Genomic DNA, 25,162 nt, shown 5'->3' with positions numbered 1-25,162 from the left:
CGCCAGGGTGGGCGGCCCCGGACCTCGGTCACACCCGCGCCATCGCGGGTGGCTCAGCGGCGTCGAGCAGCGCCGTGCAGACGTCGATCAGCCGAGCCCGAAGGTGACCGGAGCGCTGCGAGAACTCGCGTTGCCGCGCCACGTACTCGGCCTTGCCCTCGGGCGTCTCGATGGCCACCGCCGGTTCCCCGTACGCGGAGAGGTCGTACGGCGACGCCTGCATGTCGAGCAGCCGGATGTCCCGGGCCAGCTCGAAACAGTCGAGAGCCAGTTCACCGGGGACCGCCGGGCCGAGCTTGGTCGCCCACTTGTGGCAGTCCATCGCGGCGTGCAGGCAGCCCGGCTGGTCGAGGTCGACCTGGCTGGCCCGGGTGGGGCGCAGGCGGTTGAGGTCGACGGCGTCGGGAGTGAAGAACCGGAACGCGTCAAAGTGCGAGCAGCGGATCTGGTGTGCCTCGACGACCGCGTCGGTGCCCTGCTGGCCAAGCCGCAGCGGGAGGGGATGCCGGTGCTCACGTTGGCGGTACACCATCGCCCACTCGTGCAGACCGAAGCAGCCGGTGAAGGCCGGTCGCGTCGAGATCGAGGACAGCAGCCGCCGGATGAAGCGTACCGAGTCGGCGCGGTCGACCAGGAACGCCGCCGCGTCGAAGCCGACCGTGCCGTCGGGATCGCTGGCGTACCAACGCCACCGGCCATGGGGCGCCGGGCCGTGCGGTCCCGGCTCCAGCCGGACCCCCACCCCGGGGTGCCAGCGTCGTAACACCGCCGGCCTGGTGCCGTAGTAGTCGTAGAGAAAATCGTCGATCGCATGGCGTTGCTTCGCCGCCTTGCGGCTGCGGTGCCCGGCGGTGAGGGAGTCGGCACGCTCCTCGTGCGCCCGCACCCGGGGCAGCCAGGCGGTAGCCGGCAGGCTGGTCACCGTCCAAGGGTACGACCGTCGCCTGCCCGCTGGTCAGGGCACGTCCACCCGCACCCCGGCGGAGAAGACCCCGCTGCGCAACTCCAGCCGCTGCGGTGCCTCGCCGCCGTTGACGGTGAAGACCAACGGCAGCACCAGGCGGCTGCCCGCGGCCATCGGCTCGGCGAAGACGTCCCGGCCCTGGTTCGCCCGCCGGGTGGCCTGCTCGTCGGTGGTCACCCAGTTGCCGTCGGCCAGGTACGCCCGTTGCAGCTTGCCGTGCCAGTTCTGGTGTTCCGGGGTCAGGTTCCGGACCCCGACGGTGGCCTGGCACTGCCGGGCGCCCCGGCCCGGATCGCAGACCATCCGATAGACGGTGAACTCGAACGCGTCCTCCCGCAGCGGTACGCCCAGTCCACCGCTGACCCCGGTGCCCTTCCAGGCTCCGTTGGTCGGCTGGCTGTCGGTGTCGATCGCGGCGACCCGCCGGGTCGCGGTCCAGGCGGCGGTGCCGACCGTGGCCGCCAGCACTGTCGCGGCCACCGGCACGACCAACCAGACCGGCGGGGTACGGCGGCGCGCAGGTGGCCGAGGTGCGGCCGGTCGGGGGTAGACCCGCCCCGGCCCGTCCGAGGCCAGCGCCGCCGCGACCGGCGGCCGTCGCCGCCGCCAGGTGACGAACGCCACCAGACCGAGCACCAGCAGCACGGCCGCACCGGCCAGCAGGGCGGGCGCCTGGGAACGCCACCCCGAGGGCTCCGGCTGCGCCGCGGCGGCATCCGGGGCCGTCCAGGTGGCGGTCGCGCAGTCGTACGGCTGGCGGCCATCGACGGCGAAGGCGCACGCCGGAGCGGTCACCGGCTGCTGCGCCGCGCCGACGGTCAGCGTGGTGTCCAGTTTGGTGGTGCTGCGCGGTGGCAACTTCAGCCGCCAGGTCACCTCCGTCGCCGTCGACCCGCCGGGGCGTACCTCCCGGCCGCCGGCACTGATCGCGGTCGCCGAGACACCCTGGGGCAGTTCCTGGCGCACCGTCGTGTCCACCGGGGCGTTGCCCGCGTTGCGGACCTCGATGCGGTAGCCCGGCTGGGCGGTGCTCGACGGTGCGACCGCCACGCTGACCTTGGGCGCGGGGGCCGGCGAGGCGACCCTCGTCGGGGTGGGCACCGCCGGTGGCGCTGCGGGCATCGTGGGCTCGGCCGTCGCGGCCGCCGGGTACGGCCGACCGGCCGCTGCGGCGTCCGCGGTGGCGAGCGCCGGCAGCGCCGGCAGGGCGGCGGTGAGAAACCCGACGCAGTGCACGAGCGCCGCGAGGGCCCTGTGGTGTCGTGTCGATGCAGGCATACGAACGAACCTCCGCAGCCGACGCTAGGTGGGCGGTGACATCGCGCGGGTACGAAGCGGTGAATCCGGCGCCGAGGATGATCGTCCGGGGTAAAGTGCCGCACCTGCTCGGCGGGCGGGACTAGATTGGCCTGGTGCGTATCGCTCGTTTCGCTCATGCCAAGGGAATGTCGTTCGGAGTCGTCGAGGGAGAGCCGGAGGCGGGCCCGCAAGGGCTCACCATCGCCGAGATCTCGGGTCACCCGTTCGGCCAGATAACGTTCAGTGGCGTCCGTTGGGCGCTGTCCGACGTCCGGCTGCTCTCGCCGATCCTGCCCAGCAAGGTGGTCTGCGTCGGCCGCAACTACGCCGAGCACGCCGCCGAGCACGGGAACGAGGTGCCGAGCGAGCCGCTGCTGTTCCTCAAGCCCTCCACCTCCGTCATCGGCCCCCGGGACGCGATCCGGCTGCCCGAGCTCAGCAAGCAGGTCGAGCACGAGGCGGAGCTGGCGGTGGTGATCGGTGCCCCCGGCGCACGCCGGGCCGACCGGGCCGCGGCGCAGCGGGCCATCTTCGGGTACACCTGCGCCAACGACGTCACCGCCCGGGACCTCCAGCGCTCCGACAGCCAGTGGACCCGGGCCAAGGGGTTCGACTCGTTCTGCCCGATCGGGCCCTGGATCACCACCGGCCTCGACGTCAGGGACCTGGAAGTCCGGTGCGAGGTGGGGCGCGACCCGGAGGAGATGGAGGTCCGCCAACTGGGCCGGACCCGGGACATGGTCTTCGACGTGCCCGCCCTGGTGTCGTACATCTCGCACGTGATGACGCTGTTGCCGGGCGACGTCGTGCTGACCGGTACCCCGGAGGGGGTTAGCCCGCTCACGGACGGGGATACGGTGACCGTCCGGATCGAGGGGATCGGCGACCTGAGCAATCCGGTGATGTCCGCGTCCTGACCCTGTTTCGGCAGCTCAGGGCCGGTTTGGGGAAGTCGATTTGGCCTGTCGGTGCCGGGAGGGTAGAGTTTGATCCCGGCGCCGCAAGGGGCCGATGGGGTATGGGGTAATTGGCAGCCCGACTGATTCTGGTTCAGTTAGTCTAGGTTCGAGTCCTGGTACCCCAGCGCAGCCGAGGTTCGAAAGAACCGAGGTCGCTGGATTCTGGTGGAGTTCAGCACCGATGCTCCGCAAGGGGCTCGGTCAAGAGGTCTGGTAGAGTTCGGCGGCACCACCGTAGAGGTGGTGTCGCATTGTTGTTCTGGCCCCGTCGTCTAGCGGCCCAGGACGCCGCCCTCTCAAGGCGGTAGCGCCGGTTCGAATCCGGTCGGGGCTACAGTTTCAGTGCACGGCTCGTTCCGCTCGGCGGGACGAGCCGTTTCGTTTACGGCTGGCCGGTGCGACACCCGATCGGGTGAAACCGCTCCGGCCTGGACGAACGGTACCGGCCGACCCCAGATATCGCAGTCGCGAAAGACGCCGCTAGACTACTGCCGCACCGCCCGCAGGGGCGGTGAACCAGGAAAGTTCTGGCCCCGTCGTCTAGCGGCCCAGGACGCCGCCCTCTCAAGGCGGTAGCGCCGGTTCGAATCCGGTCGGGGCTACCACACCGAAGCCCGTCTCGCCCTCGCGAGACGGGCTTCTCCCATCCCACCCCGCAACCGCCCACCCCACCCGCCTGTGCGCGAGTTGATCAAGAGGTTTGCGTCGGGGTCTGGCCTGGTGGAGACCAAAACCTCTTGATCAACCGGGCCGAGCCGGGTCGGAGGGGGAGAGGGGGGTGGGGGGTGGGGGTGGGGGTGGGTTAGAGGCCGGAGAGGCGTTGGCCGGCTCTTACTACGGCCATGGCGTGGCGTTCGCCGGGGCGGCGGCCGAGGCGTTCGATGGGGCCGGAGATGCTGATGGCGGCGATGACGCGGCCGGTGCGGTCGCGGATGGGGGCGGAGACGCTGGCCACACCGGCTTCGCGTTCGGCGACGCTCTGCGCCCAGCCGCGTCGGCGTACCTCGGCGAGGGTGCGGCCGGTGAACTTGGACCGGGGCAGCAGTGGCATCACCGCCTCGGGCGGTTCCCAGGCGAGCAGGATCTGCGCCGCCGAGCCGGCGGTCATTGGCAGCACCGAGCCGACCGGGACGGTGTCCCGCAGGCCGCTGGCCCGTTCGGCGGCGGCCACGCAGATCCGTTCGTCGGCCCGGCGCAGGTAGAGCTGGGCGCTTTCGCCGGTGGCGTCGCGTAGCGCGGCCAGCAGTGGCTCGGCCGCGGTCAGCAGTACGTCCGGCGCGGCGTTGGCCAGCTCGCCCAGCCGGGGGCCGGGGCGCCAGCGGCCCTGCGTGTCCCGGACCAGCATCCGGTGGATCTCCAGCGCCTGTGCCAGCCGGTGCGCGGTGGCCCGGGGCAGCTTGGTGCGTTCAACGAGTTCGGCCAGGCTGGCGCCGTCGACGCAGGCGGCCAGGATGACCACCGCCTTGTCGAGAACGCCGACACCGCTCATACTGTGTCCCACAAGCCGAAATTTACCTCCCAGAATTTAGGATGTCCAGATGGTGGGAGTCACTCCTGAGCCGAGGACCCTGGCCGAGAAGGTCTGGGACGCACACGTCGTCCGGTCCGCCGAGGGAGAGCCCGATCTGCTCTTCATCGACCTGCACCTGCTGCACGAGGTGACCAGCCCGCAGGCCTTCGACGGGCTGCGCCTGGCCGGCCGCCCGGTGCGCCGTACCGACCTCACGCTCGCGACCGAGGATCACAACACCCCGACCGGGTACGCGGATCCCTCGTTCCGGCTGCGCCGTGGTGACCTGCTCACCATCGCCGACCCCACCTCGCGTACGCAGATCGAGACGCTGCGCCGCAACTGTGCCGAGTTCGGCGTGAAGCTGCACCCGCTGGGCGACGAGAACCAGGGCATCGTGCACGTCATCGGCCCGCAACTCGGGCTCACCCAGCCCGGCATGACCATCGTCTGCGGCGACTCGCACACCGCCACCCACGGCGCGTTCGGTGCCCTGGCCTTCGGTATCGGCACCAGCGAGGTCGAGCACGTGCTGGCCACCCAGACGCTGCCGCAGGCCCGGCCGAAGACCATGGCGGTCACCGTCGACGGCGAGCTTGGCCCCGGCGTCACCGCGAAGGACCTGGTGCTCGCGCTGATCGCCAAGGTCGGCACCGGTGGCGGGCGCGGGCACATCGTCGAGTATCGCGGCGAGGCGATCCGGGCGCTGTCCATGGAAGGCCGGATGACCATCGCCAACATGTCGATCGAGTGGGGCGCCAAGGCCGGCATGATCGCGCCGGACGAGACCACCTTCGCGTACCTGAAGGGGCGGCCCAACGCGCCGGCCGGCGCCGACTGGGACGCGGCGGTCGCCTACTGGCGGACGCTGCCCACCGACGAGGGCGCGACCTTCGACGCCGAGGTGACCCTGGACGCCGCCGAGATCACGCCGTTCGTCACCTGGGGCACCAACCCCGGGCAGGGCGCCCCGCTGGCCGCCAGCGTGCCGGACCCGGACTCCTTCGGCACCGAACCGGAGCGGGCCGCCGCGCGCCGCGCGTTGGAGTACATGGACCTGCGGGCGGGCACGCCGCTGCGGGACCTCGCGGTCGACGTGGTCTTCGTCGGTTCCTGCACCAACGGCCGGCTGGAGGACCTGCGGGCCGCCGCCGACGTGCTGCGCGGCCATCGGGTCGCCGACGGCGTACGCATGCTGGTGGTGCCCGGTTCCGCCGCCGTTCGGGAGGCGGCCGAGGCCGAAGGGCTGGACAAGGTCTTCACCGACGCCGGTGCGGAGTGGCGCTTCGCCGGCTGCTCGATGTGTCTGGGCATGAACCCGGACACGCTCTCGCCGGGGCAGCGCTCCGCCTCGACCTCCAACCGGAACTTCGAGGGTCGCCAGGGCCGGGGTGGACGTACCCACCTGGTGAGCCCGCCGGTCGCCGCCGCGACCGCCGTGACCGGCCGGCTGGCCGCCCCCGCCGATCTGTAGAAGGGCTGCGACAGATGGACAAGTTCACCGTGCACACCGGCACCGCCGTGCCGCTGCGTCGGTCCGACGTGGACACGGACCAGATCATTCCGGCCGTCTACCTGAAGCGGGTGACCCGTACCGGTTTCGCCGACGGGTTGTTCAGCGCGTGGCGTGAGGACCCTGGATTCGTACTCAACGATCAATCATATTCCGGGGCGTCGATTCTCGTGGCCGGGCCGGAGTTCGGCACCGGGTCGTCTCGCGAGCATGCCGTGTGGGCGTTGCGTGACTACGGCTTCCGAGTCGTGATCTCTCCTCGCTTCGGTGACATCTTCCGGGGCAACGCCCTCAAGGAAGGGTTGCTTCCGGTGGAGCTGGAATTGACAGCGGTCGAGGAGATCTGGGGTCTGGTCGAGTCCGACCCGGCCACCCCGATCACCGTCGACCTGACCGCCCGCCAGGTCCAGGCCGGCACCTCCACCTGGTCGTTCCCGCTCGACGATTTCAGCCGCTGGCGGCTGCTGGAGGGCTTGGACGACATTGGACTCACCCTTCGGCACGAGGCGCAGATCGGCGCCTTCGAGGCCACCCGACCCCCCTTCCTGCCCCGGGTCGCGTAGCCGTTCGCCGCATCGCGCCGCCGATTTCGCCCCCACCGGTGCCACCGGTGGGGGCGAATCCGTTACGACACAAGGGCTTTTTTCCACCGAATGTTTGTGTCCCGGCAGCACAGGGCATACCGTGCGCGCAGAATGGCTCGCGTCGAGTCAGTTGCACAATCAGGAGGAAGTCGTGAACAAGGCCGAGCTCATCGAGGCGCTCGCCGTTCGCCTGGGGGACCGGAAGACGGCGACGGCCGCGCTCGACGCGGTCCTCGCTGAGGTCCAGGCGGCGGTTACCAAGGGCGAGAAGGTGGCGATCACCGGATTCGGAGCGTTCGAAAAGCGTGTTCGGGGCGCTCGAACAGCCCGCAACCCGCGTACGGGGGAGGCGGTGAAGGTCAAGAAGACCTCCGTGCCGACGTTCCGCCCGGGCGCCGGGTTCAAGGAGATGGTGGCCAGCGGCAAGGTGCCGAAGGCCACGGCGGCGGCGAAGAAGGTCGCCGCGGCCACCGCCAAGACCACTGGCGCGAAGGCGACCGGTACGAAGGCGACTGGCGCGAAGGCGACCACCGCGAAGAAGACGACCGCCGCGAAGGCGACCGCCACGAAGACCGCGGCGGCCAAGAAGACCACCGCCACGAAGACGGCGGCGGCCAAGAAGACCACCACGGCCAAGACCGCGGCGGCCAAGAAGACCACCACGAAGAAGGCCGCCCCGGCGAAGAAGACCGCCGCGACCAAGGCCACCACGGCCAAGAAGACGGCGGCCGCCAAGAAGGCACCGGCGAAGAAGGCGCCGGCCAGGAAGGCAGCGACCCGGCGCTGAGCCGGTCGTACGACGAGGGCGCCCGCCATGGTGGTGGGCGCCCTCGCCGTGTCCGGGCGGTACGCGGGCCGCCGCCACGACGTTGACCGAAGCGCCGCACGGCACCAGAATCGCCGCACACCCCTCGGCGAAATGAGAACCGTGCTGCGTCACCGTCATCTCGGTACCGCCACCCTGGCGCTGGGTCTCGTCGTGCTGACCGACGTGCTCCGGGTCTTCCTGCCGTCGGTCATCACCATCTTCGGGCAGGCCGCGTCGACGCCGGCCGAGTTGCTCGGGGCGTTCGCGCTCGGCTGGTTCGTGCTCGCTCTCGCCGCACCGGCCCTCGTCGTACGGGTCGGTGCCCGCCCTGTCGGCCTCGCGGCGGTGCTGGTGCTGGGCGCCACCCGACTGGCCCTCACCGCCGCGCCCGGCGGCCGTACGCAGCTCTGGTTGGCCAGCGCGGGCCTGCTGGCCGGGCTGGTGTGGCTGGCCGCGACCGCGGCCCAGGTCACGCATCCGGTGCCCGGCCTGGCGTTCGGGCTGACCGCCGGGACGCTCGGCCACGCGCTGCTCGGCACGCACGACCTGGTGTGGTGGGGGCGGTGGGAGTCGTGGCTGCTCAGCGTCGCGCTGGTGGCGTTGTTGCTCGGCGCGGCGGTCGCGTCCGCCCGACCGGCGGACGCCTCCCCGGCCGTCAGTGAGCAGCCCGTCGCGCCACCCGCCCGAAGCTGGTTGCTCGCCGGGCCGGCACTGCTGCTGGGTGGCATGGTCGCCCTGTCACCGGCGGTCGCGAGCACCGCGATGTCGTTCTGGTACGGCGCGGCCGGCACCGCCCTACCGCCGCTGTTCGCGCTGGCGCCCCTCGGTGGCGCGGTGGCGCTGTTCGTGTTCTGCACGCTGACCCCGCCGGCTGGCCGATGGCGTCCGCTGCCCCCGGTGCTGCTGTCGGCGGGGGCGCTGCTGTTCGGGTACGGGCCGCCAACGGCGCTCAGTCCCGCGATGCTGCTCGGCGCGGCGGGTCTGGGCGGCTGCCTCGCCCTGACCACCGTCGAGCAGGGCCCGTCGACTGCCGCCCGGCGCGGGTACGCGGCGGTCGGCGGCATGCTGGTCTTCGCCGTCGCGGCGGTGCTCTACTACGCCGCCTACGACATCGGCTATCCCAACGGCTCGTTGCCCGCCGGGGTCGCGGTCCTGGTGGGCCTCGTCGCGCTCGGTGGACGTCTGCGGCCCGCAGCGGCCGGCACGGTGCCCTCCCCGGCCGCCGCCGGATCAACCACCGCCGGGTCCACCGCTGACGGTCGGCCGGCGTGGTTGGCGGCGGCCTTGGCCGCCCTGGTCGCCTTCGGCGCCGCCTGGGTGCACGGGCCGTGGCTGGTGGCGACCAATCGGGACGGGCCACCTGAGCAGGTACGGCTGGTGGCGTACAACATCCGGATGGGCTTCGGCCTGGACGGGCGGCTCGACCTGGCCGCCCTCGACCGCGCGATCGGGCCGGCCGACGTGGTGGTGCTCAGCGAGGTCGACCGGGGCTGGTTGCTCAACGGCGGCCACGACACGCTGCACCTGTTGGCGACCCGACTGGAGATGCCGTACGTCTTCGCGCCGGCCGCCGGGGCGCTCTGGGGCGACGCGGTGCTCAGCCGCTGGCCGGTCCGGCAGGTGCAGACCCGTGCGCTACCCGCCGTGGGTGCGCCCACCGGGGCCCAAGCCCTCGGCGTCACCGTCGACTTCAGCGAGGGCGTGCGGCTGGCCGTGGTGAGCACCCACCTGCAACCCCCACCCGGTACGGATCCGGTGGTGCAGGCCCGTGCCGTCGCCGAGTTCGCCACCGGATACGCCGACGGCGGGCCGCTGGTGGTCGCCGGTGACTTCAACACCGAGCCGGGCGATCCGGCGTTCGCGGCCCTCACCGGGGCCGGGCTGCTCGACGCGTTCGCGGCCGTACGTCCGCTGCCCACCAGCCCGGCCGACGATCCGCGCGAGCAGATCGACCACATCTTCGTTTCGCCGGACCTGGTGGCCACCGATCCGGTCGCGGTCCCGAGCACGGCCAGCGACCACCTGCCGGTCGCCGTGACCCTCAGGTTGCCGCCCGCCGCGCCCCAGTGACCGCACCCGACCCGCGCGGGCGGGGACCTCAGAGCCGGTCGGCGGCGAGCAGCCGGTCGCCGGTGAAGGCGAGCAGCCAGCCGACGCCCTTGCCGGTGGCGTAGTCGCCGCCCTGCCCGGTGAGCCGTTCCAGCGCGCCGGGGATCACCTTGCCCTGACTGCACACCGCCACCGGCTCGCCGGCCGTTGCCAGCGCGCTCAGCGCCCCCGCAGCGGCCAGCACGCACTCGTCGGGCTGTTGGCCGGCGAGCGGCTCGTCCAGGTCACCACTGACCTCGATCGGCAGATCGAGCAACGCGGCGGCCGGATCGAGGGTCTGCACACAGCGCCGGGGCGAGGCGGAGAGCAGTCGGGTGGGACGGACCAGCGCGATCAGCGGCGCCAACGCGTGCGCCTCCGACCAGCCACGGGCGTCCAGCGGCCGGCCCGCGTCCGGGCCGGACCAGCTCAGCCGCTTACCGGCGTGGCCGTGCCGGACCAGCAGCATCGCCGCGGTGACCGGGGGCAGCGCGGCGAACGCGGCGAGCACCTCCGCGTCGTGCGGGTAGCTGACCATCGGGATCGCGTCGTCCACCCCCAGCCAACGCACCTCGTCGACCTCGGTGCCGGGCTGGAACCCGCCGGTGCCCACCGCCCGCATGGACCAGTAGTCGACGGTCTTGAGCAGGCCCTCGCTGCGGTACTGCACGCTGGGCAGGCGCACCTGCGGCACGGCCTGGGCGTCGGCCTCCTCGGCGACCTCCCGGGCGGCGGCGAGCAGTGGATGCTCGCCCGGTTCCAGTTTGCCCTTCGGCAACGTCCAGTCCCCGTACCGAGGGCGGTGCACCAGGCAGACCTGGACGCCGCCGTCGGGTGCCGGCCGCCACACCACGCCACCGGCCGCCCGGATCACCGCGACGTCGACGTCCGGGTACGGGGCTGGCCGGCGGCCAGCGACCGCCAGGTCCTCCTCCTCGACCATCTGCTCAGCCTATGCCCGCGCGCGTCACCCGGCGGTGCTGCCGACGCGACGCAGCAACAGATCCTGGAGATGGACCAGCGGTGCCCCGGGGGTGCCGCTGCGTCGGGTCCAACTGCCGTCGGCGCCCAGCTCGAAGGCGTCGACGTCGGGGCTCATCGCCGCTTGCAGCACGTGGTCCAGCTCGGCTCGGGCCACCGGGTCGCTGACCTGGACCAGCGCCTCGACCCGGCGATCGAGGTTGCGGTGCATCAGGTCGGCCGAGCCGATCCAGAACTCGGCGTCGCCATTGTTGCCGAACCGGAACACTCGGGAGTGTTCCAGGAAGCGGCCGAGGATCGAGCGGACCCGGATGTTCTCCGAGAACCCGGGTGCCCCCGGCCGCAGCGTGCACATCCCTCGGATGATCAGGTCGACGTGCACGCCGGCCTGGGAGGCCCGGTACAGCGCATCGGTGATCTCCTCGTCCACCAGCGCGTTCACCTTGAACTGCACCAGCCCGGGCATGCCGAGCCGGACGTGGGTGATCTCGCGTTCGATCCGCTCGATCAGGCCGCTGCGGATGCCCTGCGGCGCCACCAGCAGCCGCCGGTACGCGGTCTGCCGGCTGTAGCCGGTGAGCACGTTGAACAGGTCGGTCAGGTCGGCACCGATCTCCGGGTCGGCGGTGAGCATGCCGAAGTCCTCGTAGAGCCGCGCGGTCTTCGGGTGGTAGTTGCCGGTGCCGATGTGGCAGTAGCGGCGGATCTGGTTGCCCTCCTGGCGTACCACCAGGGCGGTCTTGCAGTGGGTCTTGAGCCCGACCAGGCCGTAGACCACGTGGCAGCCGGCCCGCTCCAGGGTGCGGGCCCAGCCGATGTTGGCCACCTCGTCGAAGCGCGCCTTCAACTCGACCAGCACCACCACCTGCTTGCCGGCGGCGGCCGCGTCGACCAGGGCGTCCACGATCGGGGAGTCGCCGCTGGTGCGGTAGAGGGTCTGCTTGATGGCCAGCACGTTCGGGTCGGCGGCGGCCTGCTCGACGAAGCGTTGCACGCTGGTGGCGAACGAGTGGTACGGGTGATGTACCAGCACGTCCCCGTCGCGCAGGGTGGCGAAGACGCTGCGCGGCACCTCGCCCTCGGTGAGCCGGGGGTGGGTGGCCGGGACGAACGGCGGGTCCTTCAGGTCGGGGCGGTCCGCCTCGCCGTAGAGCTGCCAGAGCGCGGAGAGGTCGAGCAGACCCCGGACCCGCAGCACGTCCTGGGTGTCCATGTCCAACTCGCGGATCAGCAGTTCCAACATGTGGTCGGAGATGGAGGCGGCGACCTCCAGCCGGACCGGCGGCCCGAACCGGCGCCGGGCCAACTCCCGTTCGAGGGCCTGGAGCAGGTCCTCGTCGCGGTCCTCGTCGACCTCCACCTCGGCGTTGCGGGTGACCCGGAACAGGTGGCACTCCACCACCTGCATGCCGGAGAAGAGTTGGCCGAGGTGGACCGAGATGAGGTCCTCCACCGGCAGCATCCGTACCCCCGGCTGGTCCCGGTCGACGCGGACGAAGCGGGGCACGTTGTTGGGCACCTTGACCCGGGCGAACAGCTCCGGCCCGCCGTCCGGGTCGCGTACCGACACGGCCAGGTTGAGCGATCGGCCCGAAATGTACGGGAAGGGGTGGGCCGGGTCGACAGCGAGCGGGGTGAGCACCGGGAAGATCTGTTCACGGAAGTAGGCGCGCAGCCGCTCCCGCTCGGCGTCGCCGAGGTCGGACCAGCGCAGCAGCCGGATGCCCTCGGCGGCCAGCCCGGGCAGCACGTCGTCGACGAAGCAGGCGGCGTGCCGGGCGACCAGGGTGGCGGCCTTACCGGCGACCAGCTCCAGTTGGGTGCGCAGCGGCAACCCGTCGCCGCCGCGTACCGGCAGGCCGGCGGAGAGGCGCCGCTTGAGCCCGGCGACCCGCACCATGTAGAACTCGTCCAGGTTGCTGGCGAAGATGGCCAGGAACTTGGCCCGTTCCAGCAGTGGCGTGCGCTGGTCCTCGGCCAGCGCGAGCACCCGGGCGTTGAAATCGAGCCAGGACAGCTCCCGGTTGAGAAAGCGGTCCTCCGGCAACGGGCGGTCGGTCGCGGAGACCGGCCCGGGGCGGTCCGGCAGGCCCGGCCCGGCGACCGGGTCCAGCACCTCCTCCAGGCCGGCGGAGGAGGCGGCCGGGTCGGTGCCGGCCACGTCGTCGGGCGTGGGTCGGGTGGTACGGAACCGTCCGTCGGCCCCCCGTGGGCGGCCTCCGTTGCGGCTGGTCGGGTCGTCGGTACCAGCGGGACTGTCCGGGTGTTCGCGAGGGGTGCTCACCCGCTCATAATCACCCGATTCGGGTTAACGCAAAATGAACTTGAGCTGGGACGTCAGGACATCGTCGGCAGTGTCACCCGGACGACGCCACCCGCGGCGTCGGTTTCCACCCGGACCCGCTGACCGAGGCGGAGCAGCCGCAGCCCGGAAGCGTCGAAGGCCCGGGCGGGAAAGGGCAGCTCGGTGCCGTCGTCGAGCAGCAGCAGTCCGCTGCGGGTCGCCGCGTCGAAGGTCGCCACCGTGCCCTGCATGCCCAGCACCGTACACCGGGTGGCTCACCCGGTCAGACAGCCGGCGGCCAGCGCCGCGGTGCGCGGGCCGAGCCCCAGCCGGGCGGCCGCCACCAGGTCGTCGGCGGTGTCGACATCCCGACGCAGGCTGGGCCAGTCACCGGCCAACGGTCGCGCGCCGCTCGCCGCGTGCGCCACGGCCGAGTCGGGCCCGAACCGAGGGTCCAGCGGTACGCCGGGCGGCGCCGCCAGCAGCACCGTGCCGGTACCCGGGGCGTCGCTGACGAATCGGCGTACGCCCGCCGGGCCGGCCCGGACCGCGTCCAGCGCGGCGGCCAGCTCGGCCACCCGCAGGGCGGGCAGGTCGGCGGTGAGTCCCGCCACCCATCCGCCGGCACCGGCCGCACCCTGCCGGAACGCGGCGTTCAGCCCGGCCTGCGGCGGGTCGGGCAGCACCCGGGCGCCGGCCAACCGGGCCATCGCGCGAACCCGGGGGTCGTCGGTGACCACCCGGACCTCGGCCACCCCGGGACAGGCGCGCACCGCGTCCAGGGTGTCGGCGGCCAGCGCCAACGCCAGCTCCTCATGCGGTACGCCCGGCACCCCGCCGCGCAGCCGGGACTTCGCGGCGGTCAGGCGCTTGACCGGCACCACCACGGTCCATGGCTGACTCACATCTGCCATCCTGCCAGCCCGGCACCGGTACCCTCACTGGCCGTACCAGGGGCGAGCAGGCATGATTTCGGCTGCGGGCGTCACCGGTTTCTCCGGTGGACGGGGCGGGCACGAGGAGGCACGGTGGGTCAGCGCAGGCTGGGGTTCTGGCAATGGTTGGCCGTGGTGCTGGTCAAGCCGGTGATGACGGTCTGGACTCGGCGTACCTGGCGGGGCCTGGAACACCTTGGTCACGACGGCCCGCTGATCATCGTGGCGAACCACATCTCACACGCCGACCCGCTGGTCTCGGCACATTTCATCTACGACGCCGGGCGGTGGCCGCAGTTTCTCGGCAAGGCGAGCGTGTTCAAGGTGCCGGTGGTCGGCTGGATCCTGCACCGGTGCAAGCAGATCCCCGTCGAGCGGGGGTCGGTCGACGCGGTCAAGTCGCTGGACGCCCTGGTCAAGGCCCTCGACGAGGGCGGCGCCGTGGTGATCTACCCGGAGGGCACCACCAGCCGTGAACCCGACCTGTGGCCGATGAAGGGCAAGACCGGGGCCGCCCGTCTGGCGTTGGCGACCGGCGCCCCGGTGGTGCCGCTGGCGATGTGGGGACCGGAACGCATCTTCGACCCGCGCCGGGCCCGGCTCAACCCCCGGCCCCGGATCCCGGTGACCGTGGTGGCGGGGCCGCCGATCGACCTGAGCCGGTGGGCCGGCGCCGCCCCGAGCCGGCAGGTGCTCGAGGAGATGACCGAAGTGATCATGCTGCGGCTGCGGGACATGCTCGCCGAGATCCGGGGCGGCACACCGCCACCGCTGTGGCAGCGCGGCGGTCGTACCAACGCCGAACGGCCGCGCCCGGAGGCGACGGCATGAGCGGACGGCGGCGAGCGAATCAGCGATGCGGTGCGGTGGCGGCTCACGGCGCCGCCGCGCCCGGGGAGGCGACGGCGTGAGTGGGCACGTGGCGGTGCTGGGCGCCGGCTCCTGGGGTACGGCGTTCGCGAAGATCCTGGCCGACGCCGGGCGGGACGTGACCATCTGGGCTCGGCGCCAGCCGATCGCCGACCTCATCCGCACCGAGCGGCGCAACCCGGAGTACCTGCCCGACGTGGTGCTGCCGGAGCGGGTGACCGGCACCGGTGACGCCGCCGAGGCGATCAAGGGTGCCGAGATGGTGGTGCTCGCGGTGCCGTCGCAGACGCTGCGCGGCAACCTCGCCGAGTGGACCGGGCACCTGCACCCTGATGCCACGTTGGTCTCGCTGATGAAGGGCATCGAACTCGGCACCACCAAGCGGATGAGCGAGGTGATCGTGGAGACCGCCCAGGTGGCGGCGGATCGGGTGGTGATCGTCTCCGGGCCCAACCTGGCGCCGGAGATCGCCGCCGAGCAGCCGGCCGCCACGGTGGTCGCCTGCACCGACTCCGACCGGGCCACGCTGGTGCAGCGGTCGATCACCACGCCGTACTTCCGGCCGTACACCAATGACGACGTGATCGGCTGTGAGCTGGGCGGCGCGGTGAAGAACGTGATCGCCCTGGCGTACGGGATCGCCACCGCGATGGGCTTCGGCCACAACACCCGGGCGATGCTGGTCACCCGGGGGCTCGCCGAGACCGCCCGACTCGGGGTGGCCCTCGGCGCGGACCCGCTCACCTTCGCCGGCCTCGCCGGCATGGGTGACCTGGTCGCCTCCTGCTCGTCGCCGTCGGCGCGCAACCGCACCTTCGGCGAGCACCTGGGTCGGGGCGCCACGCTGGAGGAGGCGCGGGTGGCGACCCGGCAGACCGCCGAGGGCGTCAAGAGCGCGTTGGCCATCCGTGACCTGGCCCGCGCGCACGGGGTGGAGATGCCGATCACCGAGCAGGTCGAGCTGGTCTGCCACGAGGGCGTCGACCCACGGTTCGCGGTACGCGCCCTGATGAGCCGTACGACGAAGCCGGAGTGAGCGGGGATGGACGAGTACCGGTTCCGCTCCCCGGAGCAGTACGACCAGCTGCACCCGACGGGTGGTGACGGCACCCGGTGCGTGCACGCCGGCCTGCCGGCACCCGTACCGGGCGCGCCGTTCCTGCCCGGGCCGGTCTTCGCCGCGCCGTACCACCTGGATCCGTGGCAGGGGCCGGCGACGGCGCCGAACGGGTACGGGCGCCCGGACAACCCGACCCGCCGGCTGTTGGAGGCGGCGATCGGCGAGCTGGAGGGCGGCGACTGCCGGGTCTTCGCGAGCGGGCAGGCGGCCATCACCGGGCTGTTGCTGGCGGTGCTGCGGGCCGGCGACACCGTGCTGCTGCCCGCCGACGGCTACTTCCCGGTACGCGCGTTCGCCACCGACACGCTCGCCGGCAACGGCGTACGGGTGCTGTTCGCGCCGACCGCCGGGCCGTACCCGTCCTTCGACGGGGTGCGCCTGGTGCTGGTCGAGACGCCGGCCAACCCAGGGCTGGACGTGGTCGACCTGCGGGCGCTCGCGGAGCGGGTGCACGCGGCCGGCGCCCTGCTGGCGGTGGACAACACCACCGCCACCCCGCTCGGGCAGCGTCCCTTGGATCTCGGCGCGGACCTGGTGGTCGCCTCCGGCACCAAGGCGTTGACCGGCCACTCCGACCTGCTGCTGGGCTATCTCGCCACCCGGTCACCGGAACTGCTGGACCGGCTGACCGCCTGGCGCACCGCCACCGGGGCGGTGCCCGGGGCGTTCGACGCCTGGCTGGCCCACCGCTCGCTGGCCACCCTCGACCTGCGCCTGGCCCGGCAGACGGCGAACGCCGAGGCGCTCGCCCGGCTGCTCGCGGCACGAGCAGACGTGTCCGGGGTGCGCTGGCCGGGCCTGCCGGACGACCCGGCCTACCCGGTGGCGTCGCGGCAACTGCGCCGGATGCCGGGCGTGCTCTCCTTCGACCTCGGCAGCGCCGAGCGGGTGGCCCGGTTCCTCGACGCGGCCCGGCTGGTCGCGGCGGCCACCTCCTTCGGTGGGTTGCACACCACCGCCGACCGGCGGGCGCAGTGGGGCGACGACACCGCTGCCGGCTTCGTCCGGCTCTCCTGCGGCGTGGAGGACACCGTCGACCTGGTTGCCGACGTCACGGCCGCGCTGGACGCCACGGCTTGATGGTGGCCGTCTCCCCGGCGCTTCGGGCCGCCACGGTCGACCGGTTGCGACGGGCCGGCTGTGTCTGGGCCGAGGACGAGGGCAGACTGCTCGTCGAGGCGGCCGATGGCCCGGATTCGCTGGCCGGTCTGGTAGACCGGCGGGTCGCCGGGGAGCCACTGGAGTACCTGCTCGGCTGGGCGGAGTTCTGCGGCGAGCGGATCAGCGTCGTACCCGGGGTGTTCGTGCCCCGGACGCGGACCGCTCTGCTGGTGGCGGCGGCTGCGGCGGTGACCGGGCCGGCGGCGACGGTGGTCGAGCTGTGTTGCGGCTCCGGTGCGCTCACCCGCGCCCTGGCGCGTCGACTCCGCGCGCCGCGGCTGCTGGCCGCGGTGGACCTGGACCCGACCGCGGTGGCCTGTGCCCGCGGCAACCTCGCCGCGCTGGGTGTGCCGGTCTTCGCCGGTGACCTGTTCGACGCGCTGCCGGCGGCCTGGCGCGGCGGTCTGGACCTGGTGGTGGCGAACGCGCCGTACGTGCCGACGGCGGCGTTGGGCCTGCTGCCGCCCGAGTCGCGCCGGTACGAGGCGCCGGTGGCGCTCGACGGTGGGCCGGACGGGTTGGCGGTGTTGCGCCGGCTCGCCGTGGACGCGACGAGCTGGCTCGCCCCGGGCGGACACCTGGTGGTGGAGGTCGGCGAGACGCAGGTCGACCTGCTTGGCGCGGCGTTGACGGAGGCCGGGCTGGTGCCGACGACGGTCCGCGACGGGTCCCTGGGGGCCACGGCGATGACCGCCCAGCGGCCGGTCGGCATGGCGGGCCGGGGGAACGAGAACTAGCCTCACGTCAAGTTCAGGGATGGTGGGAGGCGGTTGACGGGTGGGTAGCACAACGGTGCCGGTGGTCGTGGGGATCGACAACGGCGGTACGAGCAACAACGCCACCGTGCTCACGATCGACGGACGATTCCTGGTCGATCAGCTCGTGGAGACCCCCAGCGAGGTGCGCGCCGGGCCGCAGGCCGCCGTCGAGGCGATGGCCCGCTCCTTCGACGGCGTGCTGGCCCTGACCGGGGTGCCCCGTGACCAGGTCCGCGCGGTCGGGCTGGACACCCCGGGGCCGGCCAGCGCCACCGGGGTGATCTCGTCGAAGGGGTCGACGAACTTCTCGCAACCGGCCTGGCGCGGTCACGACATCCGGGGCGCCCTGGAACACCGGCTCGGGCTGCCGGTGGTCTACCACAACGACGGCAACGCCGCCGCGCTCTACGCCCACCACGTCCACTTCGGCGCCGACGCGATGCGGCGCTCGTCGGTGTCCGCGATCGTCGGCACCGGGCTGGGTGGCGGCGTGGTCGAGAACGGCCGGGTGATCGCCGGTGCGGCGGGCATGGCCGGCGAGCTGGGACACGTACACATCCCGCTGGCGAACGTGCTGGCGCCGGGGCAGCCGGTGCCGACCTGCGCCTGTGGCTTCGCCGGTGACGTGGAGAGCGTCGCCTCGCTGACCGCGATCGAACGCAACCTGCTGCCGTACTGGCTCACCCGGTTTCCGGAGCACCCGCTGGCCGGTGAGCCATCGGCGCGGGCGGCGAAGCTGGTGCGGGGCTACGGCGAGCGGGGCGACGAACTGGCCCGGGAGATCTTCGCCCAGCAGGCGAGGGCGCTCGGCGCACTGTTCACCATCGCGGCGAACTTCACCGACCCGCACGCGTACTTCATCGGCGGTGGGGTGGTGGAGACGGCCCCGGAGTTCCGCGACTGGTTCCTGGCGGCGGTACGCGAGCACAGCGCGCTCCGCGCGGAGCAGGCCGCCCTGGCCACCTTCGCGCTGGTCCCGGACCGCGACATGGCCGGCGCGCGGGGCGTCGCGCTCGCCGCGCTGGAGCGGGTACGCGCGCTGCCGACCCCGCCGCCGCTGGTCGGCGACTGACGGCGGCCGGCGGTCAGCGCAGCTGGACATCCTCCAGGACGGGGAAGTCGTACCAGCTCACCGAGAAGGGCTCGGTGGGGGCCGGGGACGCCGGGAAGACGCCCCACGTGTCGATCGACTGTCCCGGGGCGACGCTGACGGTCTCGCCGGGCCGTTCCGCGGCACACCAGGTGTCCGTCGGGCGCACGGTGCGGCCGTCGGCCAGGGTCAGCGCGGAGAGGGCCAGGTCGTCCTCGCGGGTCGGGCAGGCCAACGGCCACGGCAGCGGCGAGTCGTTGCGGTACCTGAAGGTGAGCCGTACCGCGCCGTCGGCGGTCTCGGCGCTGGTCAGCGTGAGGTTGAACGACGACTGCTGGTAGATCTGCCGGTCGAGTCGGTAGGTCTGCCGCTCGGTGCTCGACGGGGTCTGCTGGGCGTCGTCCCCGCCACTGACGGGACTGGTGTCCGCCCCGGTCTCCGGGCTGCGGTCCGTCCGCGCCTGAGTGGACGGTGATCCGTCCCGAGCGGCCAGGTAGTAGCCGGCGAGGGAGCCGACGAGGGCGAGACCGGCCGTCGACACGACGACGGCGATCAGGACGCCGTACCTTCTCTGCACACGGACTCCCGGCTGCTGGGCGGCAACGTCGGCCGTGAAGGTAGCACCGGGGGGAAAGCCGGTCGGCGCCGGCGAGCGAGGGCTGACCGGGCCGGCGGTGCCCTTACCGGCCCGGTCAGCGGTTCTGGGTGGGCTACCTCGCGGTGGTGCGGCTCCAGGGGCGTGGGGGACCTGGGTGGTTCAGCGGGTCGGGGGTGCCGCGGCGAAGGCGGTCCAGGCGGTCGGCGCGAAGAGCAGCAGCGGGCCGTCCGGGTCCTTGGAGTCGCGTACGGCCACCGTGCCGGGCACGACCGCCATCTCCACGCAGGCACCCTCGTCGCCGCTGTGGCTGCTCTTGCGCCATCCGGCCCCGGCCCGGGTGCCGTTGATCGTCGGTGTCATGTCAACTACCGTCCCTTCAGGATCTTGACGAGTTCGTCGCGGCTGGCCGCCGGGCTGAGCGCGACGGTCCGCAGGTGTTCCATGATCTTGGTGCAGGTACGCAGGTCGCCGGGCCGGTCGAGGACCATCTGCCCGGCGACCGTCTCCACCGAGGCGATGATCGGGTCCTCCGGGTCGGCGAACTCGAGAATGTGCAGTGAGCCCCGGGTGCCCCGGTGGTAACCGGCCACCAACGGGATCAACTGGACGGTGATGTTGGGCAGTTCGCTCATCTTGAGCAGGTGCCGTAGCTGCCCCTGCATCGCCGACTCGTCGCCGACCGGGCGCAGCAACGCGGCCTCGTCGAGGATCGCGTCGAAGATCGGTGGATCGTCGCCGGTGAGCCGTTGCTGCCGGTCCAGTCGCAGGTGGACGCGCTCCTCGACGTCGTTGTCGCTGAGGGTGTGCGGGCCACCGCGCATCACGCCCCGGACGTAGTCGGCGGTCTGCAACAGTCCCGGCACCACCGACGGCTCGAAGTTGGCGATGCCGGTGGCCTCGGCCTCAAGGGCGATGAAGTCGATGGTGCGCCGGTCGAGCAGGTACGAGTAGGACACCCACCAGCCGGGCTTGCGGGCGTCCTTGGCCAGTGCGACGGCCGCCGCGACCTCGTCCGTGCCGACCCCGTAGAGGGTGAGCAGCGCGCGGACGGTGGCCGGATTGACCAGCGTCTGCGCGTTCTCGTAGCGGGACAGCGTGCTGCGGGTGCTGTTGATCTCGTCGGCCGCGACTTCGAGGGTGAGGCCGGCGGCCTCACGGTGGTGGCGCAGGGCGATGCCCAGCCGTCGGGCGCGGGCGGTCTTCGGAGCCATGCATCGATGGTCGCACGTATTTGGGACTCTGTACATGAGAAAACGTCGGTGAGAGTTGCATTCATGCCCGTGAAGCTGTCAATCTGTTAGCGCGTCCTCACCGCCGGTTGTCGTGGCGACGGTGGTGGTGAGCGACCGGAGGGGATGGGGCGCGCGGCGGTCGGGTTATTCCCCCGTACCCGGCCGCCGCGTGCCACGCCATTTGTCGGGCACCGGAAGGGAAACGACGTGCGCAGAGACTGTCGGGAAACCTCGCGGCGGGCCCGGCCGGTGACCGGTGGCGCGCGGCGATGACCCGTTTCCTGGTCGTGCTGACCGACGTCCGCCCGTGCGAGGGTGGCGGTCGCAACGAACGCATCGCGCCCGAACGGCGTCGTCAGGTGGTGGGCGCGAGCAGCCGGGAGGCGGCCGAGCGGATCGCCGGCGCCTTCATGGCGTTGGGCATGGTGCGGGCCGGGCGGCAGCGGGTCAAGGTGATCGCGATCGGGCGCCGACACGCATTCGGGGAACGGGAGCTGGCGGGCTAGCTCAGCACGCCTGATTACACACCGTATAGGGCTTGTTGACCGAATGCGGCTGAGGCGCGTTCTCGCAGGGTATCGGCTACCTGCTCCCGCCACGCACAGTAAGGTCATCTGGGAGAGCGCCAGCAGTGCGTCCCGGAAAGGTGACCGCAGTGACCACCCCAGGCAAGACCCGCGTGGCGATCGTCTTCGGCGGCCGTAGCCCGGAACACGGCATCTCCTGTGTGAGCGCCGGCAGCGTGCTCGGCGCCCTCGACCCGGACGAGTTCGAGGTGGTGCCGGTCGGTATCACCCGCGCCGGGCAGTGGGTACTCACCAGCGGCGACCCGGACCAACTGGCGATCAATTCGCGCCAGCTGCCGGAGATCACCGCCGAGTCCGGCATGGACATCGTGTTGCGGGCCGACCCGACCGGCAAGGGTCTGCTGGTCCTCGACCCGGCCGAGGGGCCCCGCGCACTGGCCGATGTGGACGTGGTGTTCCCGGTGCTGCACGGCGCCTACGGCGAGGACGGCACCATCCAGGGGATGCTGGAGATGGCCGGCATCCCGTACGTGGGGGCGAAGGTGTTCGCCTCCGCCGCCGCGATGGACAAGGAGTTCACCAAGAAGCTCTGCGCCGCCGAGGGCATTCCGGTCGGCCCGTACGCGGTGCTGCGCAGCGGGATGACGCTGAGCGAGGCGGACAAGCAGCGGCTCGGCCTGCCGGTCTTCGTCAAGCCCTCGCGGGCCGGGTCCTCCTTCGGCGTCAGCAAGGTCAACGACTGGGCGGACCTGGAGGCGGCGATCGCCACCGCCCGGGAGATCGACAGCAAGGTGCTGGTCGAGGGCGCCATCGTCGGCCGGGAGGTCGAGTGCGGCGTGCTGGAGGGCGAGGCCGGTGGCGTGCCCGAGGCGTCCGTGGTCGCCGAGGTGCGGCTGGTCGGCGACTACGAGTTCTACGACTTCGAGGCCAAGTACATCGACGCGGAGTCGGCCTGCGAGTACGACATTCCGGCCGACCTGCCCGACCGGGTCACCCGGCAGGTACGCGACTACGCCGTGCGGGCCTTCACCGCGCTGGACTGCGCCGGGCTGGCCCGGGCCGACTTCTTCGTCACCCCGGAACTGGACGTCTATCTCAACGAGATCAACACGATGCCCGGTTTCACCCCGACGTCGATGTTCCCCCAGATGTGGGCGGCCGCCGGACTGGACTACCCGAAGCTGGTCGACCGGCTCATCCGTACCGCCCTGACCCGAGGCCCGGGGCAGTACTGACCCGGCCCGGCCGGTGGGCCCGACCGGCCCGGGTCAGGCGGTGCAGCCGGACGGAGCGGTCTCGGCCCGGGGGACCGAGGCCACGATGGTGCTGGAGATCGGGGACGCCCACTGCAACGCCTCGCCGTAGAAGTGCGGCACCCGGAGGGTCACCGCCGTCTCCCGGTCGACCGTGGTCAACTCCGTGACGTCGGCCCGCTCCTCGGCGTACCAGCAGACCGAATTGACCAGGGTGAGGTGGGCGGTGGGCTGCACCTCGGGCTCGTCGCCGCCGCAGGCCACCGTCACTGCCGGATCGCCGTACGCGGCGTTCTGTTCCGGCCCGGCGGTCACCGGCCGCTGCGACAGGTCGCGGATCGAGGTGGGCAACTGCGACAGCAGGGCGCGGCAGACGGTCGCCGGTCGCTGGGCCAGCGCCGGGGCGGCCATCTCGACCGGCGCGGTGGACTGCGGCTGCACCGAGGTCGGTGAGGAATCCGGCGCGGCGGTCGAATTGTCCGGGGCGAGCTGGACGAAGGCCAGGAAGCCCGCCAGCAGGGCCACCGGCAGGGCCACCGCCGTGGCGACCAGCGCCGCGCTGCGGTTGGTCCGATCAGGTGCCGGCGCGGCCTGCTCTCGCTCGGTCTCGACGGCAGCGGACTCGGAGATCTTGCCCATCTACAGCCGCACCACCGAACACGTCAGGGTACGGGTGATGCCGGGCACCATCTGCACGTTGCTGACGATGAGTTTGCCAAGCTCGTCTACGGTGTTCGCCTCGGTGAGCACGACCACGTCGTAGGGCCCGGTCACCGCGTCGACCCGGACCACACCGGCGAGGTCCGCGATGAGACCGGCCACGTCACGCGCCCGGCCGACCTCTGTCTGGATGAGGATGTACGCCTGTACCACGACTCGACCTCCCTCCGTCGCCGCCTGCCAGGCGGCCCGAAGGGAGAAAGTACCTTACGGACCAGGCGTGATCCCTATCGGTGGTCAAGGAGAAGCAGTGAGCGAACGAAGCGGAGCGGGGGCGTGAGCGTCGCGGGTGTGGGGGAGTTCGGCCTGATCGACCGGGTGACCGCCCGACTGTCGTACGGATCCACGGTGCTGCTCGGCCCCGGCGACGACGCGGCGGTGGTCGCCGCGCCGGACGCCCGGGTGGTGGCCTCGACCGACGTACTGGTGGACGGGCGGCACTTCCGCCGGGACTGGTCCGGGGCGTACGACATCGGCCGCCGGGCGGCGGCGGCCAACCTCGCCGACGTGGTGGCGATGGGCGCCGACCCGACCGCCCTGCTGGTGGCGCTCTGCGTGCCGGCCGACGTCGAGACCGGCTGGGTCGAGCAGTTGGCCGACGGGCTCGGCGCCGAGTCGGCCGGCGTCGGGGCCAGCGTGGTCGGTGGGGACATGTCGGCCAGCCCCACCCTGACCATCGCGGTCACCGCCCTGGGTGACCTGGCTGGCCGGGCGCCGGTCACCCGAGCCGGCGCCCGACCGGGTGACCTGGTGGCCCTCGCCGGTCGCACCGGCTACGCGGCGGCCGGATTCACCGTGCTCTCCCGGGGATTCCGCACTCCCCGGCTGCTGGTCGAGGCGTACCGGCGGCCGGAGGTGCCCTACCCGGCCGGCCCGCTGGCCGCCCGGCTCGGCGCCACCGCCATGATCGACGTCTCGGACGGGCTGCTCGCCGACCTCGGACACGTGGCGAAGGCCAGCGGGGTGGCCGTCGACATCAGCCGGGACGCCTTCGAGGTGCCGCCGCAGATGCGCGACGCGGCCCAGGCGCTCGGCGTGGACCCGTACGCCTGGCTGCTGGCCGGTGGCGACGACCACGCGCTGGCCGCGACCTTCGCACCGGCGACGGTGCTGCCCGACGGCTGGCGGACGATCGGCCGGGTCGCCGAGGGGCACGGGGTGACGGTGGACGGCCAGCCGTTCGACGGCCCGGCCGGTTGGGACCACTTCCGCTGAGTCGTACCGGGTCGCTCACGGTAAGGGGTCGACCCGGTCGTACCCTTTACCTGTGCAGGGAATCGAGATCCACCTGGTGCCGTTCGACTCGCCGGTGGCGCAGCGGTTGATCACCGCCGCGCTGGCCGACCTGGGCGCCCGGTACGGCGGCAACGGCGACGAGACACCGGTAGCTGCCAGCGAGTTCACGCCGCCGCACGGCGCCTTCCTGGTCGCCCACCTCGACGGGCAGCCGGTCGGCTGCGGTGGCTGGCGCAGCCACGGCAGCGCGGGCGACACGGCCGAGTTGAAGCGGATGTACACCGCACCGCAGGCGCGCGGACGCGGGGTGGCCCGCACCGTGCTGGCCGCCATCGAACGCTCGGCCCGTGAACACGGCCGCAAGCGGATCATCCTGGAGTGCGGTGACCGGCAGCCCGAGGCGGTCGCCATGTACACCGCGGCCGGCTACGAGCCGATCCCCAACTTCGGCTACTACGCCGACGCGCCCGGCTGCCTCTCCTTCGCCCACACCCTCTGAAGGAAGGGCACCTTCTTAACGCCTCCGGTATAGGAAGGGCCCCCTATTATTGAGCCGTAATTCAAACAGGTTGTGATCGTTGTCCTTGTATGGGTGTTACGGTACGGGATGCACGGCGGCTTTCCCCGCAGGCACAAGAGGATCTGCGTCGTCGGGCGGTCGCGGCGGTCAAG

General features: G+C 72.3%; 26 protein-coding genes and 3 tRNA genes. 17 read left to right on the top strand and 12 right to left on the bottom strand.

Annotated features, from left to right (window positions below):
* Nucleotides 1–28: 28 nt before the first annotated feature.
* The gene (locus tag E0H26_RS19025) at nucleotides 29–922 is read right to left on the bottom strand and encodes a 3-methyladenine DNA glycosylase (RefSeq protein WP_131305402.1); all 894 of its coding nucleotides are present in this window, start codon (nucleotides 920–922) and stop codon (nucleotides 29–31) included.
* 33 nt (nucleotides 923–955) lie between these two features.
* Entirely contained in the window at nucleotides 956–2,242 is a 1,287-nt protein-coding gene (locus E0H26_RS19020) for a hypothetical protein (protein WP_131305400.1), read from the bottom strand.
* 134 nt (nucleotides 2,243–2,376) lie between these two features.
* On the opposite strand from E0H26_RS19020, the gene E0H26_RS19015 reads away from it, so the two are divergent.
* The 4 genes from E0H26_RS19015 (at nucleotide 2,377) to E0H26_RS19000 (ending at nucleotide 3,827) form a co-directional block, all read left to right on the top strand.
* Nucleotides 2,377–3,180 carry a fumarylacetoacetate hydrolase family protein gene (locus E0H26_RS19015; protein WP_131305398.1) on the top strand — a complete coding sequence of 268 codons (804 nt, stop codon included), beginning with the start codon at nucleotides 2,377–2,379 and terminating at the stop codon, nucleotides 3,178–3,180.
* A gap of 95 nt (nucleotides 3,181–3,275) precedes the next feature.
* Nucleotides 3,276–3,347, top strand: a tRNA-Gln gene (locus E0H26_RS19010).
* A 136-nt stretch (nucleotides 3,348–3,483) separates the two neighbouring features.
* Nucleotides 3,484–3,556: transfer RNA gene (locus E0H26_RS19005), tRNA-Glu, on the top strand.
* Nucleotides 3,557–3,751: 195 nt separating this feature from the next.
* Nucleotides 3,752–3,827 (top strand) — tRNA-Glu (locus E0H26_RS19000).
* 197 nt (nucleotides 3,828–4,024) lie between these two features.
* On the opposite strand, the gene E0H26_RS18995 is transcribed toward E0H26_RS19000, so the two are convergent.
* Entirely contained in the window at nucleotides 4,025–4,711 is a 687-nt protein-coding gene (locus tag E0H26_RS18995; protein WP_013284529.1) for an IclR family transcriptional regulator, read from the bottom strand.
* A 49-nt stretch (nucleotides 4,712–4,760) separates the two neighbouring features.
* Here E0H26_RS18995 and leuC point away from each other — a divergent pair, with 49 nt between their 5' ends.
* The 4 genes from leuC to E0H26_RS18975 all read left to right on the top strand — a co-directional run bounded on the left by leuC (nucleotide 4,761) and on the right by E0H26_RS18975 (nucleotide 9,707).
* Nucleotides 4,761–6,206, top strand: coding sequence for a 3-isopropylmalate dehydratase large subunit (leuC, locus tag E0H26_RS18990; RefSeq protein ID WP_131305396.1), 1,446 nt, complete (start codon nucleotides 4,761–4,763; stop codon nucleotides 6,204–6,206).
* A gap of 14 nt (nucleotides 6,207–6,220) precedes the next feature.
* A complete protein-coding gene (leuD, locus tag E0H26_RS18985) occupies nucleotides 6,221–6,808 on the top strand; it encodes a 3-isopropylmalate dehydratase small subunit (protein ID WP_131305395.1) in 588 nt (195 codons plus the stop codon).
* 172 nt (nucleotides 6,809–6,980) lie between these two features.
* The gene (locus E0H26_RS18980; protein ID WP_131305393.1) at nucleotides 6,981–7,616 is read left to right on the top strand and encodes an HU family DNA-binding protein; all 636 of its coding nucleotides are present in this window, start codon (nucleotides 6,981–6,983) and stop codon (nucleotides 7,614–7,616) included.
* Between the two features lie 141 nt (nucleotides 7,617–7,757).
* Nucleotides 7,758–9,707, top strand: a complete 1,950-nt coding sequence (locus E0H26_RS18975; protein WP_240742263.1) for an endonuclease/exonuclease/phosphatase family protein — start codon at nucleotides 7,758–7,760, stop codon at nucleotides 9,705–9,707.
* A gap of 28 nt (nucleotides 9,708–9,735) precedes the next feature.
* Here the strand turns inward: E0H26_RS18975 and E0H26_RS18970 are convergent, their stop codons facing one another.
* The 4 genes from E0H26_RS18970 to cofC are packed head-to-tail and all read right to left on the bottom strand — an operon-like array spanning nucleotide 9,736 to nucleotide 13,895.
* On the bottom strand, nucleotides 9,736–10,668 hold the full coding sequence (locus E0H26_RS18970) for an NUDIX hydrolase (RefSeq protein WP_131305391.1): 933 nt from the start codon (nucleotides 10,666–10,668) through the stop codon (nucleotides 9,736–9,738).
* Between the two features lie 24 nt (nucleotides 10,669–10,692).
* Nucleotides 10,693–12,990, bottom strand: a complete 2,298-nt coding sequence (locus E0H26_RS18965) for an RNA degradosome polyphosphate kinase (RefSeq protein WP_131305389.1) — start codon at nucleotides 12,988–12,990, stop codon at nucleotides 10,693–10,695.
* Between the two features lie 53 nt (nucleotides 12,991–13,043).
* The gene (locus E0H26_RS18960; RefSeq protein WP_206025228.1) at nucleotides 13,044–13,241 is read right to left on the bottom strand and encodes a cold-shock protein; all 198 of its coding nucleotides are present in this window, start codon (nucleotides 13,239–13,241) and stop codon (nucleotides 13,044–13,046) included.
* Between the two features lie 24 nt (nucleotides 13,242–13,265).
* Complete coding sequence (gene cofC, locus E0H26_RS18955; protein WP_131305385.1) at nucleotides 13,266–13,895, bottom strand: 2-phospho-L-lactate guanylyltransferase; 630 nt, start codon at nucleotides 13,893–13,895, stop codon at nucleotides 13,266–13,268.
* Between the two features lie 123 nt (nucleotides 13,896–14,018).
* Here cofC and E0H26_RS18950 point away from each other — a divergent pair, with 123 nt between their 5' ends.
* From E0H26_RS18950 to E0H26_RS18930, 5 genes are all read left to right on the top strand, one after another.
* On the top strand, nucleotides 14,019–14,756 hold the full coding sequence (locus tag E0H26_RS18950; protein WP_131305383.1) for a lysophospholipid acyltransferase family protein: 738 nt from the start codon (nucleotides 14,019–14,021) through the stop codon (nucleotides 14,754–14,756).
* 76 nt (nucleotides 14,757–14,832) lie between these two features.
* Complete coding sequence (locus tag E0H26_RS18945) at nucleotides 14,833–15,831, top strand: NAD(P)H-dependent glycerol-3-phosphate dehydrogenase (RefSeq protein WP_131305381.1); 999 nt, start codon at nucleotides 14,833–14,835, stop codon at nucleotides 15,829–15,831.
* A 6-nt stretch (nucleotides 15,832–15,837) separates the two neighbouring features.
* Entirely contained in the window at nucleotides 15,838–16,995 is a 1,158-nt protein-coding gene (locus E0H26_RS18940) for a cystathionine gamma-lyase (protein ID WP_131305379.1), read from the top strand.
* Entirely contained in the window at nucleotides 16,995–17,813 is an 819-nt protein-coding gene (locus E0H26_RS18935; RefSeq protein ID WP_131305377.1) for a putative protein N(5)-glutamine methyltransferase, read from the top strand. Before E0H26_RS18940 ends, E0H26_RS18935 begins: the two co-directional genes overlap by 1 nt.
* Nucleotides 17,814–17,853: 40 nt before the next feature.
* Nucleotides 17,854–18,906, top strand: coding sequence for an ROK family protein (locus E0H26_RS18930; protein ID WP_131305375.1), 1,053 nt, complete (start codon nucleotides 17,854–17,856; stop codon nucleotides 18,904–18,906).
* Nucleotides 18,907–18,919: 13 nt separating this feature from the next.
* Here E0H26_RS18930 and E0H26_RS18925 read toward each other — a convergent pair whose 3' ends face one another.
* The 3 genes from E0H26_RS18925 to E0H26_RS18915 form a co-directional block, all read right to left on the bottom strand.
* Nucleotides 18,920–19,501: a hypothetical protein gene (locus tag E0H26_RS18925; RefSeq protein ID WP_131305373.1), complete on the bottom strand. Its 582-nt coding sequence runs from the start codon at nucleotides 19,499–19,501 to the stop codon at nucleotides 18,920–18,922.
* 180 nt (nucleotides 19,502–19,681) lie between these two features.
* Entirely contained in the window at nucleotides 19,682–19,882 is a 201-nt protein-coding gene (locus E0H26_RS18920; RefSeq protein WP_131305371.1) for a DUF397 domain-containing protein, read from the bottom strand.
* Nucleotides 19,883–19,887: 5 nt separating this feature from the next.
* On the bottom strand, nucleotides 19,888–20,733 hold the full coding sequence (locus E0H26_RS18915) for a helix-turn-helix domain-containing protein (protein WP_131305370.1): 846 nt from the start codon (nucleotides 20,731–20,733) through the stop codon (nucleotides 19,888–19,890).
* A gap of 290 nt (nucleotides 20,734–21,023) precedes the next feature.
* Here E0H26_RS18915 and E0H26_RS18910 point away from each other — a divergent pair, with 290 nt between their 5' ends.
* Together E0H26_RS18910 and E0H26_RS18905 are read left to right on the top strand one after the other, a co-directional pair.
* Entirely contained in the window at nucleotides 21,024–21,260 is a 237-nt protein-coding gene (locus E0H26_RS18910; RefSeq protein ID WP_131305368.1) for a hypothetical protein, read from the top strand.
* 149 nt (nucleotides 21,261–21,409) lie between these two features.
* Nucleotides 21,410–22,516, top strand: a complete 1,107-nt coding sequence (locus E0H26_RS18905; protein WP_131305366.1) for a D-alanine--D-alanine ligase family protein — start codon at nucleotides 21,410–21,412, stop codon at nucleotides 22,514–22,516.
* Between the two features lie 33 nt (nucleotides 22,517–22,549).
* Here E0H26_RS18905 and E0H26_RS18900 read toward each other — a convergent pair whose 3' ends face one another.
* Together E0H26_RS18900 and E0H26_RS18895 are read right to left on the bottom strand one after the other, a co-directional pair.
* Nucleotides 22,550–23,173 (bottom strand): DUF3515 family protein, encoded by a 624-nt coding sequence (locus tag E0H26_RS18900; protein WP_131305364.1) that lies wholly within the window; start codon nucleotides 23,171–23,173, stop codon nucleotides 22,550–22,552.
* Entirely contained in the window at nucleotides 23,174–23,407 is a 234-nt protein-coding gene (locus E0H26_RS18895) for an Lrp/AsnC ligand binding domain-containing protein (RefSeq protein ID WP_088646044.1), read from the bottom strand.
* Between the two features lie 123 nt (nucleotides 23,408–23,530).
* On the opposite strand from E0H26_RS18895, the gene E0H26_RS18890 reads away from it, so the two are divergent.
* Nucleotides 23,531–24,469: a thiamine-phosphate kinase gene (locus E0H26_RS18890; protein ID WP_131305362.1), complete on the top strand. Its 939-nt coding sequence runs from the start codon at nucleotides 23,531–23,533 to the stop codon at nucleotides 24,467–24,469.
* 52 nt (nucleotides 24,470–24,521) lie between these two features.
* Nucleotides 24,522–24,989 carry a GNAT family N-acetyltransferase gene (locus tag E0H26_RS18885; RefSeq protein ID WP_131305360.1) on the top strand — a complete coding sequence of 156 codons (468 nt, stop codon included), beginning with the start codon at nucleotides 24,522–24,524 and terminating at the stop codon, nucleotides 24,987–24,989.
* The last annotated feature ends 173 nt before the right edge of the window (nucleotides 24,990–25,162 follow it).

Source organism: Micromonospora zingiberis, from assembly GCF_004331455.1.
GTDB classification, from domain to species: domain Bacteria; phylum Actinomycetota; class Actinomycetes; order Mycobacteriales; family Micromonosporaceae; genus Micromonospora; species Micromonospora zingiberis.
Note: the sequence above shows the minus strand (reverse complement) of the source record. Positions and strands in the feature narration are given on the sequence as shown.